The following is a 15699-nucleotide window of genomic DNA, read 5'->3' as shown; positions in this document are numbered from 1 at the left end:
CGCTCGCTTTACAGCGCCATGTCGTCAGCAACCACAAACGCCTTGGGATGGCGTACAGCCATATCCATGGTGTGCAGGATGCGGATTAGCACGGCGCCTTTTTCGTAGTGGCCGGGTGCGTAGGGGTTGGCCAGCACTTCGGTGCTGCCCCATTCGCCAATCACCAACTGGCTGAAGTCGCCAGCGATCAGGCGGCCCGTCTTGGTCGTCGTGCCCTGGGCGTCCAGTTGGTTGGTCACGTAGGCGGGCAGGTCAGCCACGCGACCCGCTTGCATCAGGTAGGCAGCGCCAGCCACTGTGTCCTTGAGCGTGGTTTGCAGCTTGGTTGCGGCCTTGGCGTGAGTCACGATGGCATTGGGTGTCACGTTCTCCAGGCCCAGCTTTTCCAGCAGCGCCACGATGCTGGCCCAATTAAGCGTAGCCAGCGATGCGGTCTGAATGCCCACAGTGTTCAAGATGCCCACGGGCTGCTTGGCTGCTGCATCACCGTGGAATGCGGCCTTGTCCACTGCCAAGCTCACCACCTGCGAGAAGTCATCGCGGGTCAGTTGCTCAATGGCGGGATTAGCCTGCTGGATCAGTTGGCGGGACAGGCTAGACAGCGCGCCCACATGCTTGGGTTCCAGTTTGATAGAGCCATAAGCGGCGCTGGATTCGGTCAGGCTGTCACCCTCTGCCAGCCAGTAGGCAGTTGCGGCCCCCGTCTGCTTGGGAATCACGGTATCACCACGCAAACCGGGCAGCACTCGGGCACCCAGCGAACGCACCAGCAGCGAGTTGCGCAGCAGGCCAATGAACTGGTCAGCACGGTAGTCGTCAGGCACCACGGCGGCATTGGTCGTGGTCGTCTGGGTCGAACGCTTTTCAAAGATGCTCGATGGCACCAGCACGCCACCTTTGCGGGCTTCTAAGCCTTGGCGCTTGGCTTCCTGCTGGTACTCAGCCAGGGCACCAGTCACGGCGCGCTGCTCAACCTGGGCGGCGATGGCGTCCAGCACATTAATGCGGCTTTCCATCTGGCGGGCTGCTTTGTCCACGGGTGCACCAGCGGCGCGGCGCTCCATGTCGTCAATGAATTGGGCGCGGGCTTCGTCAGCCTCCAGCGCTGTGATTTCAGCCTTGAGCTTGTCAAAGGCTGCGGCCTTGTCGGCGGTCATCTCGCCATCAGTCAGGGCACGGGCTTGGGCCACCTTGGCGGTGCGGGCTTCGCGGATAGCTGCAATCTGCATATTGGTCTTTCACGTTAGCCCACGATTTCCGGGGCGGTTTGAATAACTGCCAAACGCGGCAAATTAATGCCTAAATTGTCCTGGCTGATATTCAAAAACGCAATTGACGCAATATGTACCGATTAATCACCCATAAATAAAGCCCGCCATAAAGACGGGCTGCTAATTGCTAATTTTGCTAACGCTGCTAATTGAAGATAAAACTATCTAGTCGGTCATTAGCAAAATTAGCAGGATTAGCAATTAGCAAGAGGGTTCGCCTCCCAACCTGAGCTACTCTCTCTTACATAGCCACGCTTTGCAAGCTCCGAAAGTAGCTCATTAATTTTTTGCGCTTTCAATTTTCTAATTTCAGAAGGGCAGCTTTGAAGAATGTGTGCGTTAGTCACATGGCCTCCAGCCTTTAAAATCCAATCAACCATCTTGCGTGGCAATCGCTCAGAATTTACTTGCAGGGCCGACCCCATCAAGCGCAAATGCTCTTGAAGATAAAAGCGTGCAATTTTTATGCCTCCAAGCATTTGCGCTTCTTCGATTTGTGAAACCCCGTTCGATTCCACCATTGCAATCACACCAGCAATTCGCGCAGCTTGCTCTGCGGCTTTAGATGCAAAGGGCCGAATTCCCGAAAACTCTTTTCCTGGCGCTTGCTTTGCTTCCACCTCGTCGTAGAAGTTCACCCAATGCTGGGCTGCTAATGTGCTAATTGCTAATTCCTGCGGTACAAGCTCATAACCGTCACCGTCTGGGTGAACAGTTGGCATGATTCCAAGCAAGGCTTTAAGTCTTTCGTTATAGGCCACGACTTCAGGACGACGCTGCACATTCGCAGGGCGATATAAGCGCGTTCCCGCCAATGTCATAGGCTCAGCTATTAGGCAGCGTGCAAGCAAGCCTTGGTCATTAGCCAACGTATCCCCCATCAACTGATGAAGCAAGACTGGTTGCACTAAAACATGCATAGCCATGCGGCGACCTAACAGACTATTCAACCCCGAGCCAACCCGCAAAGCGCTTAATTCTTCTGCACTCCATGCCTTGAGATAAAACGCCAGCCCTGCCGATCTACGCTCATTAGAAAGCGAGTGGCCGCCCAAAAGCTCACCACCTTCAGCCGTGAAAATTCCAACGTGCGACTGATTTTTAAGTAGCGTAGCTACACCTTCCACCGTTGCGTTGTTAATGGTCAGAGTCTTAGGCGGCGGCGGCTTTGTATCTTTGTCTGAGTTCGCAGCAAATGCCTCATAGCTTTGCATCTGCCGTGTGTACTCGCGGGCCTGATGCTGACGAAACTCATTGACTGCATAGCAGGCGTTCTTATCAACTGCCGTTTTTCTGTCACCAGAAGCAGCACCAGTGATAACAAACAGGCTCAGAGGTGTCTTGTCTCCATGCGGCAGCACTACATCAGCCAGCGCCTGCACCGATAGAGAGGCAGCAGCCAATACACTGCCCGCTGCCAGACTGTCAGGCGCTTGCACATCTTCTGCAATAGCACGCGCAGCATTTCCCAAGATTGACCCCAATGCATCAAATGGGAAGTTCTCAGCCTTTGAACTTTGCACGCTAAAAGGTACAAGCTCGGGCCAATCGCCCTCAGATTTATCCCTCAGCACATCAGTCACCAGCCCACAAGCCCGCAGCACGGTGCGCTGCACATAGTCCTCCCGGTCGTGCTTATCGCGCGCCAGCCCAGAGGCACGCAGCAGACGGGTCATTCGCTCGCAGTCCTTGCCGGTCCACCACGCGAGATGTGCGCACAGTGCGGCGTCTGCACTGCTGCCGTCGTAGGCCGACGTGCTGCTGGGGTATGACTCGGACAGTGCCTCAGCATTGCCCGCCCATAGGTCGGCAAACGTCGCCTTACCGGCAAAGGCTGCGGCGGCGGATACGTGACGGCAAGCGCGGCGCACCAACTCATCGTCATCAGTCGGCCCTGCCCAGCCGTCGCACGGGCCATCAGTCCAGTCGGTCGCGGCTTGGTGCTGGCTGGGCGGGAAGTACTCAGCGACCAGCGCTGCCAGCTCTGGGGGGCTGTGGAATACCGACCCGTCAGGCGTCAGCATGTTACCTGTGAGGGCTACAAACCGGCCGCGTGTGTAGAACTCAACTCCAAGATCATCGCGGCGGTTACTATGCCGCTCGCGATTGCCAACGCCAAATATATGAAGGCCGCGCCCCGAGCTACTGACTTCAATGGCACAGCCCGCAAAGCGTGTGCACATAGACTGAGCAAGGCTAGACCACTCGCCAGAATCAGAAAGTCCATTGTCAATATCCAGAAAAAAGAACGGGTCACTGTCCGAGAAACTGAAAGCCAGCGGTAGTCCAGTCGCGGCGGCGTCCTGGTAGGTCATCCAGCGCGCAGGGTCGGTAGGGTCAACACGGTAGCCTTCGCGGCCGATGGCCTCCTTCTTGAGTTTGCCATTGACCTGCGGGGTTAGGCGGTAATTGAGCCACTGATTGAAAGCTGTGAAGCCCTGCAGGGCGGGAGGGAGGGTTTGGGGCATGGGCGGGCGGGCATTCACAGAAGCGCCTCCTTACCCAAGCTAGTGCGGGTGCGGGTCAGGCTCGCCAAATGCTCGGCCACTGCCTGCCGGGGGTACAGATAGCGATTGCCCAGCAAGATATATGCAGGGCCTTGGCCTCTTTTTCGCCACGCCTCGACCGTGCTATGGGACAGTTTGCCCAGCAGCATCAAGTCGCTTTCTGTGAAGCAGTCCAGCTTTTCTGCCAAAGCGATTAGGCGAGACATTTGCCCATCAGCCTGCACTGTTTGGCCGTCCGTGGCCTGTTGCACCTGTGTATTCATGACCTATTTCCTTTCAGGCGGGGTGCCTAAGTGATCGATAGGTCAAAGGTAATTTTGGGTCTGGGTTTCACAAATTGACGTACCCAATTTTTTAAAACTTTTGCGGATCGTCTCGGCTGAAAAGCGGCCCTCTTCGCGTCTTTCTATTATTTCAGCCGCACTTCTGTCTGATTTGTGTTTTAAGTGAGGTTCATTGCGCCATTCTTTCCAGAGGGCGACCTTGTCAGCCGGGACACTGCGACTCTTTGCAGCAGGCTTCACCCTCTTTTCCGTGGCTACCTCGTCAATCTGGTACACGCGCGCCATCATGCTCATACGCCCAAGCTCGAAGATGTCCTGAAATCCCTCTCCCGGTCTAAACAACTCAGGAGACTTCATAAACACATCAATCCTGCTGCAAAGCTGAAAAATCCTTGCCGCCATCCATACGCCGCTATCAACATCCACCCCTTTAATAGATTGCACATGCTCACGCAAAGCAGCTCCCTCATCCAAATGGCCGCTCAGGCGTGCGGCAGACGCAAAAGTCTCTGCGTCAATGTCGTGTATAGCCAGATACCGGGCTGCCCACTCTCTATACCTAACAGTGGAGCCTCTGAAATAATGGAAAACGTCTGGGTCAATCGACGTGCAACCGTGGGCGTCCTCAATTCGTTTGGAATAGCGCTTTCCCTTTTTCGTAGCCATCACACCCCTCCAGCCTTGATAGCGTTGTGCACGTCCTCGGGCTTGATGGCCGTATAGCGGCGAAGCATCTGCCATGTCTTATGACCCGTCAGCAGTGCCACCTGTGGAATGCCCAGCCCCATGCGGAAAAACTCTGCGGCGGCACGGTGGCGCAGGTCATGAAAATGCAAGTCCTCAATGTCTAGGGCTTGACAGGCGCGTGTAAACGACGCCGAAACGCTGCGCTCGTCATACGGAAAGAGAAACCCTGTGCCCTTTTCCTGAATGAGCGGCTCAACGATGGCCCACGCGGCGGGCAGCAGCGGCACAGTCTGATTGTTGCCGTACTTGTTCTTTGGGTCTTTGCGGTCACGTATCACCACGGTCTTGGCGGCGATGTCCACGTCCTCAACCTCTAACCGTGTGATTTCGCCCTGTCGCATACCAGTTGCCAAGGCAAAGCGGCAAATAGTCTGCATGGGGATTTTCTGGCGGGTCATGCCGGCCCACAGTGCATAGATGGCGTCTAGCTCTTGGTCTGTCGGCTCCCGGTCACGCTCTTGGCCGCGCGTCTTTAGCCCACGATGCACCAGACTGGCACGGGCTTCCAGCGCCAGCCGCTCAGGAATGTCTAGCTGACGGGCATGGCGTCCCCATTTAAGAACGGCTGACAGGAAAGACAGATCAGCGGCAATCGTCACGCCACCAGCCCCGGCTTTCTGGCGGCGGTCGATGAAGTCACGCAGCACTACCGCATTGAGGTTCGCCAGTTTGCCCTTGCCCAATTCGCGCTTGAGCATTTCCAGCGTGGCGGTCTTGGTCTTGCCCACCTTGTCAGTGGTCGATTCCCTGTACTTGTCTATCAAGTCGCCTACAGTCACCGTCTTGGGGATGGGGGCAAAGCCTCCGGCTGCAATATGGTTCGCTTGAGCCTCGATGGCCGTGGCCCATTCGCGTGCCTCGCGCTTAGTTGCGAAGGTAGCACCCCTAGAGATTCCGGCCCTTCGGACTTGAGCGCGCCACTTGCCGGACGGGAGCTGAGAAAATGTCGCCATGTGTGTGCAATCGTGTGCAGTGAGATATGCCCCGATTTTGCACTTTTAAAGCCCCCCGTGTGCATTCCGTGTGCACCTCAGAGTGCACATGAGCAAAAATGACAGTTCAAGAATCTAAAAACATCCAATCAAATCAAGAACATAGCATGTGGCGCATGTCGGTGGCCCCTATGATGGACTGGACAGACAAGCATTGCCGCTATTTCCACCGCCTGCTCAGCCAGCACACCCTGCTCTACACCGAAATGGTGACAACCGGAGCTCTGGTGCATGGCGACGTGGCTCGTCATCTGCGGTTTGAGGCCGAAGAGCACCCCGTGGCATTGCAATTGGGTGGCTCGGAGCCGGCCGATCTGGCGCACAGTGCACGCCTGGGCGAGCAATGGGGCTATGACGAGATCAATCTCAACTGCGGCTGCCCCAGCGAGCGCGTTCAGCGTGGGGCTTTCGGCGCCTGCCTGATGAACGAGGCCGCACTGGTAGCCGATTGCGTAAAGGCCATGGCCGACGTGGTGTCCGTTCCCGTCACTGTCAAGCACCGAATCGGCATCGACAAGATCGAAAGCTACGATTTTGTGCGCGACTTCGTCGGCACCGTTGCCGATGCAGGCTGCCAGGTGTTTGTGGTTCATGCTCGCAACGCCTGGCTCAAAGGCCTCTCCCCCAAGGAAAACCGTGAAATCCCGCCGCTGCGCTACGAAGTCGTGGCACAACTCAAGCGTGACTTTCCGGGCCTGACCATCGCGGTCAACGGCGGCATCAAGACCGACGACATAGTGCAGCAGCAGTTGCAGCAGGTCGATGGCGTCATGGTGGGCCGCGAGGCCTACCACAACCCCTGGTGGATGGCGTCCTGGGATGCTCTTTACTATCAGGATGAGAGCAGAGAGCGTACGCGCGAACAGATCGAAGAGCAGATGGTGCTGTATATGGAATGCGAAGCACGCGAGCATGGCACGCACTGGTATTCGATTGCCCGGCATATGCTGGGGCTGCGCAACGGCCTCGCCGGTGCGCGCCGCTGGCGCCAGGTCTGGAGCGACCACCGTCTCAAGACCCTGCCTGCGCACGAGGTTATGAAGCTGGCCCGCACCAAGCCGAACGAGATCCAGCCGGAACCCGCGGAGCAGATGCTTTGACCTTGCATGAAAAGCTGGCTTCGGTCAGCTTTTTTACTTTCAAGCGCGGCCAAGTCCGGCATGCGTTGCGCAATCCCCGCAGTTGCGCAGTTTGAAGGGAATTCACTACTTCGCATGTCAAACTCTGCTGTTATATTGCACTGCAACATAACCAGCAGAAGTGCGTCCCATGCTCTATCAGATCTACGAAATGCAGCGCGCAATGGTTGAGCCCTTTGCAGACTTTGCCCAGGCCGCCTCCAAGTTCTACAACAACCCCCACTCGGTCTTCAGCCAGGTGCCCCTGGCCCAGCGCATGGCAGCGGGTTTCAACCTCATGTACCGCTTGGGCAAGGACTACGAAAAGCCTGAATTCGATCTGCATAACGTCGAAGTCAACGGCGTGGATGTCACCATCCGCGAGCGGGTGGAGGTCGACAAGCCGTTTTGTGAGCTGCGCCGCTTCAAGCGCTTTTCCGACGATCCAGAAACACTGGAGCTCATGCTCAGCCAGCCTGTGGTGCTGATCGTTGCACCGCTCTCGGGCCACTATGCCACCTTGCTGCGCGACACCGTGCAAAGCATGCTCGGAGGCCACAAGGTCTATATCACCGACTGGAAGAATGCCCGCACCGTGCCGCTGTCCGAGGGCGAGTTCCATCTGGACGACTATGTGAACTACGTGCAGGAATTCATTCGCTATCTGCAAGGGCGCTATGGTCAGTGTCATGTAGTCAGCGTCTGCCAGCCCACGGTGCCCGTGCTGGCGGCCGTCTCGCTGATGGCCAGCCGTGGCGAGGTGACGCCGCTGTCCATGACCATGATGGGCGGCCCCATCGATGCACGCCGCTCACCGACAGCCGTCAACAACCTGGCCGAAACCCGCAGCTATGAATGGTTCGAGAACAACGTCATCTACGAAGTGCCGAACAATTACCCTGGTGCCGGCCGCCGCGTCTACCCCGGCTTTTTGCAGTACTCTGGCTTTGTGGCCATGAATCCCGACCGCCACGCCAACAGCCATTACGACTATTTTAAGGACCTGATCAAGGGTGACGAGGCCAGCGCCGAGCACCACCGCAAGTTCTATGACGAATACAACGCTGTGCTGGACATGGATGCCGACTACTATCTTGAGACCATCGCCACCGTGTTTCAGGAGTACAAGCTGGTCAAGGGCACCTGGGAAGTCAAAAACGAGCAGGGCCAGCCCGAGCTGGTGCGGCCTCAGGACATCCGACACACAGCCTTGCTGACCGTGGAAGGCGAGCTCGACGATATCTCGGGCGCAGGACAGACCCGCGCCGCCCATGATCTGTGTGCCGGCATCGCAGCCGAGGCGCGCCAGCATATCGAAGTCCAAGGTGCAGGCCATTACGGCATCTTCAGCGGTAGCCGCTGGCGCAAGACCGTCTACCCGCAGGTGCGCGACTTCATCCTGTCCCACCAGCCCGCGAGCGCGACAGCCGCCAGCGTCGCAGGCCATCTGAGCAGCGTCAGTGACGACGGAGTAGAGCTGGAAAGCAACGAGGCCCATGCAGACAAGTCTGCCAAGGCTGTAAAAACAGGTCAAAATAGCGCCCCAGCCCTGAAAGGACGCGACTCCCACCGCGCCAGGGCGTAAAGGCTCGCCAGACCAGAATGAACTCATCCATGCCCGTAGCCTCTTCGCTTCAAGCACTGGCTGCGAACATCGATGCAGCCCTGCCCCAGACACAGTGCACGCGCTGCGGCTATCCCGACTGCGCGTCCTATGCCGAGGCCATTGCCAGCGGAGAAGCCGCCATCAATCAATGCCCGCCCGGCGGCCAGGAAGGTGTGCGCCGTCTGGCGACCATCACTGGCAGGCCGGAGTTGCCGCTCAACGCCGAAAACGGCCTGGAAGCACCGCGCACCCTGGCTGTGATAGACGAGGCCTGGTGCATAGGCTGCACGCTGTGCATCAAGGCCTGCCCTACCGATGCGATTCTCGGCGCTAACAAGCGAATGCATACCGTGATTGCCGAGCATTGCACGGGCTGCGAGCTGTGCATTCCCGTCTGTCCGGTCGATTGCATAGAGCTGGTCAATGCCAGCGGCGAGGCCACGGGCTGGTCAGCCTGGAGCGCAGCCCAGGCCGAACATGCCCGCCGCCGCTATGGTGTGCATCGGCAGCGCACGGGCCGCAAGGCCAATGCGCCGGTGCGCACCACGGCACAAACCGCAACTGAACAAGCTGGCGCTCAAGCCGACACACCGTCAGCGCCCGCCACAGACAAAAAAGCCACGCTTGCCGCCATTCTGGCCAAGGCCAAAGCCCAGCGCGCAGGAGCCTGATACCCAATCAGCCTCTGGCGCTTGAAAAAAAGCCTGTGCTCTCAATGCCGCAACAAATCAGTGGCGACAAGTGCCCATCAGGCTTCCATTAGGCACTGACCAGGCTCTTGTAGACGCCGCAGCCCCAGTACAGGCCTGCATGCTTGCAGACATAGGACATCTTGGTCTGCACCTGCTGGTTGCTGGGATTGATGTAGTCGTATTCAACCCAGCCCGGACGAAGCTCGGCCTGGGCCATGATGTCGGCCATCAGGCTACCTCCGTCGATGCCGGGCACATCCTGAACGCGCAGCCCCACTTTGGCCGGATTGCCGCCAAAGGCCCGGTACTCCCCCTCAGAAGACAAGGCAAACACATACATGTCGCGGTCGTGGAATGGCTGCGCAGGATCGGTCACGGTCTGCAGCAGGCTGGCAACACTGGACGAGCTTTTGGCTTGCCGCATGGTCGCATTCACCAGGGCCACCGCCTCCTCGGCTGTACCCTGCTGCAGCCTGAAGCGCGACACCGCATCCGACAGATGCCGGGCGCGCAGCTGTAACTCCTGCGCCTGCTGCAGCGCCTGACCTACCATCTGGGCGTTGTGCTGGGTGATTTCGTCGATCTGACGCACGGCATTGCTGATTTCCTGAAGACCCGAGCTCTGGCTGCTGGCCGTGTCCGCAAGCGTCCCCATATGGGCAACCACATCGTGAATGGCCCGCGTCACGCCCTGGATCTCCTCGCCTGCACTGCGTAACTGCTGCGTGCTCTGGGTGACCTGCTGCACGGTCTCGCCGATCAACTGCCGAATCTCCTTGGCGGCTTCGGCGCTCCGCTGCGCCAGCGTCCGCACCTCACTGGCCACCACGGCAAAGCCACGCCCCTGTTCACCGGCTCTGGCAGCCTCCACCGCAGCGTTCAAGGCAAGAATATTGGTCTGGAAGGCAATGCCGTCAATCACGCCAATGATTTCCCGCATGCGCCCGGCATTGCGCTCTATCAGCTCCACCGACTGCACCGCATGCTGCATGGCTTGGGCGCCCTGATCGGCAGCGGCGCACACGCCGTCAGCGCGGGAATGTGCTGCCTTGCTCACTTCCGCATTGTGCTCAACCGCAGAGGTGAGCTGCTCGACACTGACCACCGTCTGCGCGAGATTGCTCGCCTGCATCTCGGTTCGTTCAGACAAGGCCTGATGGTCCTTGACCATGCCCTGTCCAGCCTGGGCAACCAGGGCCGCGTTGCTGCGAACATCGGCCACCATTGCCGACAGCGCATGTACCATGGACTTGGTAAGGCTTGATGCGGAAAGTCCTTGTTGCGGCTCTCCGGCAACGCCAAGACTCAGGTCTCCATGAGCGACTCTTTCCAGAGCCAGCTGCATGTCCTGCCACTGCTGCTGCCAGCTCTTGTGAAGAGCACCGACCCACAACAGCACTCCCATGATCCACAGCAGCAACCAGCCCAGCTGCCATGTTCCGCTCAGGCCCAGCAAGGGCAAAACAGGCCCAGCCAGCAGCCATGGCAGCCCCGACCACAGCAGTCCGGAATTCCTCATTCGTACGCGGTTTTTTTTGTCGGGCAAGATGCGCTTTTGCATTGCCTGTCTCCATTCGTTTTTTGTGGTCGACTTCGTTTGCTGAGCTTGCAGCCTGCTCACGGTAGCCCTTTGCTCTGTCATCCAGCTTACGTAACAAATTGCAATTTACGGTGCCTGCAAACCCGCAAAATCGAAACCATGAGCACTGTTTTCTCATGCGAAAATGGCATCAGCCCATAATGTGTCACTATGAATCCCCTGCTCTCGCGCTTACAGCCTTATCCGTTTGAACGCCTTCGCCAACTGTTTGCCTCTGCCCAGCCGCCCGAGGGCCTGCGCCCCATCAGCCTGGGCATCGGAGAGCCGCGCCATGCCACGCCGGCGTTCATTGAAAAAGCACTGAGCAGCGAACTCCAGGGCCTGTCCGTTTACCCCGCCACAGCCGGTCTGCCGGCGCTGCGCCAGGCCTGCGCGCAATGGGCCAACCGGCGCTACGGCATAGAGCTTGATGCAGCGACCCAGGTTCTGCCCGTCAATGGCTCGCGTGAAGCCCTGTTTGCCTTTACCCAGGTGGTGGTGGACAGCACCCGAGCCGGTGCGCGCGTCATCTGCCCCAATCCCTTCTATCAAATCTACGAAGGTGCGACGCTGCTGGCCGGGGCCACCCCCTATTACGCCGCCAGCGATGCCGCGCGCAACTTCGCCGTGAACTGGGATGCCGTGCCCGAGGAGGTATGGCAGAACACGCAGATGATTTTTGTCTGCTCTCCCGGCAACCCCACGGGCGCCGTGATGCCGCTGGGCGAATGGGAGAAGCTGTTCGCCCTGTCCGACAAGCATGGCTTTGTGATTGCCAGCGACGAGTGCTACAGCGAGATCTACTTCCAGGAGGAAGCTCCGCTGGGCGGCCTGGAAGCGGCACAAAAGCTCGGTCGCCATGATTTCAAGAATCTGGTGATGTTCACCAGCCTGTCCAAACGCAGCAATGTGCCCGGACTGCGCAGCGGCTTTGTGGCAGGCGATGCGGCCCTGCTCAAGTCCTTCCTGCTCTACCGCACCTATCACGGCGGCGCCATGAGCCCCGTGGTGCAGACGGCATCGATTGCCGCCTGGGGCGACGAGGTCCATGTGCAGGAAAATCGCCGTCTCTACCGCGAGAAGTTTGCCCAGGTCACACCCGTGCTGTCCAGGGTCATGGATGTGAAGCTGCCCGATGCCAGCTTCTACCTCTGGGCAGGCATTCCGCCGCAATTGGGCATGGATGATGCACAATTCACCAAGGAGCTGTATATTCATACAGGTGTGACAGTTTTGCCGGGAAGCTATCTGGCACGTGAGGCCCATGGCTTCAACCCCGGAGCCAACCGCATTCGCATGGCTCTGGTGGCCGAGACGGCAGAATGCCTGGAAGCAGCTCAGCGCATTGCCCGGTTCATCGAGTCGCGCATACGCTGATTTCCACCCCAGCGCCTGCCCGGTGCAGGCCTTTATGACTTAACGATTCACCTCAACTTTCGATCCTTGACCGAAAACATCATGACGCAACAACTGCAATCCATCATCGACAACGCCTGGGACAACCGTGCCACTATTTCGCCTTCCGCCGCCCCCAAGGAAGTGGTGGATGCCGTGGAGCACGTGATTGCCGAACTCAATGACGGCAAGCTGCGCGTGGCCAGCCGCGAAGGCGTGGGCCAGTGGACCGTGCACCAGTGGATCAAGAAGGCCGTGCTGCTGTCCTTCCGTCTCAAGGACAATGCCCTGATCAACGGTGGCGCCCTGAACTTCTTCGACAAGGTTCCCACCAAGTTCGAAGGCATGAGCGAAGCCGAGATCGCCGCCACCGGCGTGCGCGTGGTACCTCCTGCCGTGGCCCGTCGCGGCTCCTTCATCGCCAAGGGCGCGATCCTGATGCCTTCCTATGTGAACATCGGCGCCTATGTGGACGAAGGCACCATGGTCGACACCTGGGCCACCGTGGGCTCCTGCGCTCAAGTAGGCAAGAACGTGCACCTGTCGGGCGGCGTGGGCCTGGGCGGCGTGCTTGAGCCCCTGCAAGCCAACCCCACCATCATTGAAGACAACTGCTTCATCGGCGCCCGCTCCGAAGTCGTAGAAGGCGTGATCGTGGAAGAGAATTCCGTTCTGGGCATGGGCGTGTACATCGGCCAGTCCACGCCCTTGTTCAACCGCGAAACCGGCGAAATCACCTACGGCCGCGTGCCCAGCGGCTCGGTGGTGGTCAGCGGCAACATCCCCAAGCAGACCAAGGATGGCAAGGACTACTCCATGTATGCCGCCATCATCGTCAAGCGCGTGGATGCACAGACCCGCTCCAAGACCAGCATCAACGACCTGCTGCGTGACTGATGGGCGCTTGGCCACGCTTGCTCTGCCTTGATGCAGACACCGCCATGGCCGCCCCCGCTCACAAGCCTGCCCGCTCCCGAGCGTGCAGGCTTTTTTCATGCTGGAAATCAGCTTTGCGCATCAAGCGCGACCTGCACCGAGTTGACACACGCTAACATGCGTGCACAGAGAGGCTGAGCGAAAAAGGATGAAGAAAAAATGAGCACCATGGAAAAAATTCTGCGTCTGATGTCCGAAAAAAAGGCTTCGGACGTCTATCTCTCCGCCCGTGCGCCGGCGCTGATCAAGATCAACGGTATCTGCATCCCCATCAACAATCAGGAGTTGCCGGTCGAAGCTCCGCTGGCCTTGCTCTCCGAAGTCGTCAAGCCGGAAGCCATAGAGGAGCTCAAACAGACGGGCGAGCTGAACATGGCCATTCCCATGAGCGGCATAGGACGTTTTCGTATCAGCGCCATGCGCCAGCGTGGCTCCTACGCAGTTGTCGTGCGCTTCATCTCGCAGCAGGTGCCCTCGCGCGACAGCCTGAACCTGCCGTCCATTGTCAGCGAACTGGTCATGGAAAAGCGCGGCCTGGTGCTTGTCGTTGGCGCCACGGGCTCGGGCAAGAGCACGACACTGGCGACCATGATCGACGAGCGCAACGACACGCTCACTGGCCATATCCTCACGGTGGAAGATCCCATCGAATACCAGTTTCGCAACAAGAAATCCATCGTCAACCAGCGTGAGGTCGGCACCGATACCAGTACCCTCGCAACCGCACTCAAGAATGCGCTGCGTCAGGCACCCGATGTGATTCTGATCGGCGAAATCCGCGACCGCGAGACCATGTCGGCCGCACTGGCCTATGCCCAGTCCGGCCATCTGTGCCTGGCAACCCTGCATGCCAACAACAGCTATCACACGCTCAATCGCATCCTGTCCTTCTTCCCCGAGGAGGTACGCCCCAGCATGCTGGGCGAGCTGGCCGCCTCGCTCAAGGCCGTGATCTCTCAGCGCCTGGTCCGTACCGTTACCGGCACCCGCGTGCCGGCCGTGGAAGTCATGCTCAATACCAAGCTCATCAGCGACATGATCGTCAAGGGCGACTTCGGTGGCGTGAAGGAGGCCATGGAAAAATCCATGGCCGAAGGCTCGCAGACCTTCGAGGACGCACTGGCAGCCCTGGTGCGCAGTGGCACAATTGAGCGCAGTGAAGCGCTGGCCTATGCCGACTCGCCCACCAATCTGATGTGGCGCATGGATAATGACGTCAGCCACGCGGCCACTGCTGCCAACGCCCCGGCCGTCACCGATGTGACTCTGCCCGGCGATGACGATATGCCGTCCTTCACGGAAATCACCCTGGATGTCAGAACCGCCTGAAGCCGCCAGCCAAGGCGGCATAGGCATTGTTTTAGTTTGAAGCCCCCTCCATGTCCCGGACACTGCAACTGACCGAGCAGCTCATCAGCCTGCCCTCCGTCACCCCCGAAGATGCTGGCTGCCTTGAGCTGCTCGCCGATGCCCTGACACCCATGGGATTTACCTGCGAGCGGCTGGACAGCGGCCCCGCAGACTTCCGCGTACAAAACCTGTGGGCAAAGCGCGCTCCTGCGATTTCTCAGTCTACGCAAGGTGCTATCAATTCAGATAGGCCTGTGCTGGTCTTTGCCGGCCATACCGATGTGGTGCCACCCGGCCCGCTCAAGGAATGGACCAGCCCGCCTTTCGTGCCCATGCACCGCGACGGCAAGCTCTACGGCCGTGGTGCCAGCGACATGAAGACCTCCATCGCCGCCTTTGTCGTGGCGCTGGAGGAGTTTTTGCAGACCACACCCGAGCCTGCCTTCGACATCGCCCTGCTGCTGACCAGCGACGAGGAAGGCCCCTCGATCGACGGCACCAAGGTCGTGGTCGAAGAGCTGCGCCAGCGTGGCGAGCGCCTGGACTGGTGCATCGTGGGCGAGCCCACCTCGGTCAAACAGACCGGCGACATGATCAAGAACGGCCGCCGCGGCACCATGAGCGGCAAGCTCACCGTCAACGGCGTGCAAGGTCATATCGCCTACCCGCAACTGGCACGCAACCCCATTCACGAGGCCTTGCCCGCACTCGCAGAACTCGCGGCCACGGTCTGGGACCGCGGCAATGCGTTCTTCCCGCCCACCAGCTGGCAGATCAGCAATATCCATGGCGGCACGGGCGCCAGCAACGTCATTCCCGGTCACGTGGTGATCGACTTCAATTTCCGCTTCTGCACCGAGTCCAGTTCCGACTCCCTGCAAAAGCGCGTACATGAAATCCTGGACCGCCATGGCGTCGAATACTCGCTGGTCTGGACCGTGGGCGGACAACCTTTTCTGACCACACCGGGCACCCTGGTGCAGGCCGTGCAGGCCGCCATCAAGGATGAAACCGGACTGGATACCGAGCTGTCCACCACGGGCGGCACCAGCGATGGCCGCTTCATCGCCCAGATCTGCCCTCAGGTTATCGAGATGGGCCCGCCCAATGCCAGCATCCACAAGATCGACGAACACATCGCCGTAGCCGATATCGAGCCCCTGAAAAACATCTACCGCAAGACTCTGGAACAACTCCAGCGCCAGCAGACCGCACCCTAGAC

At 59.1% G+C, this 15699-nt stretch carries 13 protein-coding genes; 7 read left to right on the top strand and 6 right to left on the bottom strand.

Annotated features, from left to right (window positions below; all coding sequences use genetic code 11):
- Positions 1 to 8: 8 nt before the first annotated feature.
- The 5 genes from CSE6_RS16760 to CSE6_RS16740 form a co-directional block, all read right to left on the bottom strand.
- On the bottom strand, positions 9 to 1229 hold the full coding sequence (locus tag CSE6_RS16760; RefSeq protein ID WP_059441039.1) for a phage major capsid protein: 1221 nt from the start codon (positions 1227 to 1229) through the stop codon (positions 9 to 11).
- A 236-nt stretch (positions 1230 to 1465) separates the two neighbouring features.
- Positions 1466 to 3757 (bottom strand): DUF3987 domain-containing protein, encoded by a 2292-nt coding sequence (locus CSE6_RS16755; RefSeq protein WP_152668597.1) that lies wholly within the window; start codon positions 3755 to 3757, stop codon positions 1466 to 1468.
- The gene (locus tag CSE6_RS16750) at positions 3754 to 4041 is read right to left on the bottom strand and encodes an AlpA family transcriptional regulator (protein WP_059441037.1); all 288 of its coding nucleotides are present in this window, start codon (positions 4039 to 4041) and stop codon (positions 3754 to 3756) included. Before CSE6_RS16750 ends, CSE6_RS16755 begins: the two co-directional genes overlap by 4 nt.
- Before the next feature lie 42 nt (positions 4042 to 4083).
- A complete protein-coding gene (locus CSE6_RS16745; RefSeq protein WP_059441036.1) occupies positions 4084 to 4728 on the bottom strand; it encodes a hypothetical protein in 645 nt (214 codons plus the stop codon).
- Positions 4728 to 5762 carry a site-specific integrase gene (locus CSE6_RS16740; protein ID WP_059441035.1) on the bottom strand — a complete coding sequence of 345 codons (1035 nt, stop codon included), beginning with the start codon at positions 5760 to 5762 and terminating at the stop codon, positions 4728 to 4730. The genes CSE6_RS16745 and CSE6_RS16740 overlap by 1 nt, the downstream gene beginning before the upstream one ends.
- A gap of 98 nt (positions 5763 to 5860) precedes the next feature.
- On the opposite strand from CSE6_RS16740, the gene dusA reads away from it, so the two are divergent.
- The 3 genes from dusA (at position 5861) to rsxB (ending at position 9196) form a co-directional block, all read left to right on the top strand.
- Entirely contained in the window at positions 5861 to 6901 is a 1041-nt protein-coding gene (gene dusA, locus CSE6_RS16735; RefSeq protein ID WP_083994753.1) for a tRNA dihydrouridine(20/20a) synthase DusA, read from the top strand.
- A 169-nt stretch (positions 6902 to 7070) separates the two neighbouring features.
- The gene (locus CSE6_RS16730) at positions 7071 to 8504 is read left to right on the top strand and encodes a polyhydroxyalkanoate depolymerase (protein ID WP_045840240.1); all 1434 of its coding nucleotides are present in this window, start codon (positions 7071 to 7073) and stop codon (positions 8502 to 8504) included.
- Positions 8505 to 8533: 29 nt separating this feature from the next.
- Positions 8534 to 9196 carry an electron transport complex subunit RsxB gene (gene rsxB / locus CSE6_RS16725; protein ID WP_193751137.1) on the top strand — a complete coding sequence of 221 codons (663 nt, stop codon included), beginning with the start codon at positions 8534 to 8536 and terminating at the stop codon, positions 9194 to 9196.
- A gap of 88 nt (positions 9197 to 9284) precedes the next feature.
- Here rsxB and CSE6_RS16720 read toward each other — a convergent pair whose 3' ends face one another.
- A complete protein-coding gene (locus CSE6_RS16720; protein WP_034390326.1) occupies positions 9285 to 10778 on the bottom strand; it encodes a methyl-accepting chemotaxis protein in 1494 nt (497 codons plus the stop codon).
- Positions 10779 to 10967: 189 nt separating this feature from the next.
- Here CSE6_RS16720 and dapC point away from each other — a divergent pair, with 189 nt between their 5' ends.
- The 4 genes from dapC to dapE all read left to right on the top strand — a co-directional run bounded on the left by dapC (position 10968) and on the right by dapE (position 15697).
- Complete coding sequence (gene dapC, locus CSE6_RS16715; protein ID WP_034390327.1) at positions 10968 to 12173, top strand: succinyldiaminopimelate transaminase; 1206 nt, start codon at positions 10968 to 10970, stop codon at positions 12171 to 12173.
- Positions 12174 to 12254: 81 nt separating this feature from the next.
- Entirely contained in the window at positions 12255 to 13088 is an 834-nt protein-coding gene (gene dapD, locus CSE6_RS16710; RefSeq protein WP_003065004.1) for a 2,3,4,5-tetrahydropyridine-2,6-dicarboxylate N-succinyltransferase, read from the top strand.
- 198 nt (positions 13089 to 13286) lie between these two features.
- Positions 13287 to 14456, top strand: coding sequence for a PilT/PilU family type 4a pilus ATPase (locus CSE6_RS16705; RefSeq protein ID WP_034355447.1), 1170 nt, complete (start codon positions 13287 to 13289; stop codon positions 14454 to 14456).
- 50 nt (positions 14457 to 14506) lie between these two features.
- Positions 14507 to 15697 carry a succinyl-diaminopimelate desuccinylase gene (gene dapE, locus CSE6_RS16700; protein ID WP_034390332.1) on the top strand — a complete coding sequence of 397 codons (1191 nt, stop codon included), beginning with the start codon at positions 14507 to 14509 and terminating at the stop codon, positions 15695 to 15697.
- Positions 15698 to 15699 lie beyond the last annotated feature (2 nt).

The sequence above is a fragment of the Comamonas sp. E6 genome, from assembly GCF_001010305.1.
Taxonomy (GTDB): Bacteria; Pseudomonadota; Gammaproteobacteria; order Burkholderiales; family Burkholderiaceae_C; genus Comamonas; species Comamonas thiooxydans.
Note: the sequence above shows the minus strand (reverse complement) of the source record. Positions and strands in the feature narration are given on the sequence as shown.

Coding starts and splice junctions, on each gene's coding strand:
- CSE6_RS16760 (WP_059441039.1), bottom strand. CDS start 1,229: ATGCAGATTGCAGCTATCCGCGAAGCCCGCACCGCCAAGGTGGCCCAA.
- CSE6_RS16750 (WP_059441037.1), bottom strand. CDS start 4,041: ATGAATACACAGGTGCAACAGGCCACGGACGGCCAAACAGTGCAGGCT.
- CSE6_RS16745 (WP_059441036.1), bottom strand. CDS start 4,728: ATGGCTACGAAAAAGGGAAAGCGCTATTCCAAACGAATTGAGGACGCC.
- CSE6_RS16740 (WP_059441035.1), bottom strand. CDS start 5,762: ATGGCGACATTTTCTCAGCTCCCGTCCGGCAAGTGGCGCGCTCAAGTC.
- dusA (WP_083994753.1), top strand. CDS start 5,861: ATGACAGTTCAAGAATCTAAAAACATCCAATCAAATCAAGAACATAGC.
- CSE6_RS16730 (WP_045840240.1), top strand. CDS start 7,071: ATGCTCTATCAGATCTACGAAATGCAGCGCGCAATGGTTGAGCCCTTT.
- rsxB (WP_193751137.1), top strand. CDS start 8,534: ATGCCCGTAGCCTCTTCGCTTCAAGCACTGGCTGCGAACATCGATGCA.
- CSE6_RS16720 (WP_034390326.1), bottom strand. CDS start 10,778: ATGCAAAAGCGCATCTTGCCCGACAAAAAAAACCGCGTACGAATGAGG.
- dapC (WP_034390327.1), top strand. CDS start 10,968: ATGAATCCCCTGCTCTCGCGCTTACAGCCTTATCCGTTTGAACGCCTT.
- dapD (WP_003065004.1), top strand. CDS start 12,255: ATGACGCAACAACTGCAATCCATCATCGACAACGCCTGGGACAACCGT.
- CSE6_RS16705 (WP_034355447.1), top strand. CDS start 13,287: ATGAGCACCATGGAAAAAATTCTGCGTCTGATGTCCGAAAAAAAGGCT.
- dapE (WP_034390332.1), top strand. CDS start 14,507: ATGTCCCGGACACTGCAACTGACCGAGCAGCTCATCAGCCTGCCCTCC.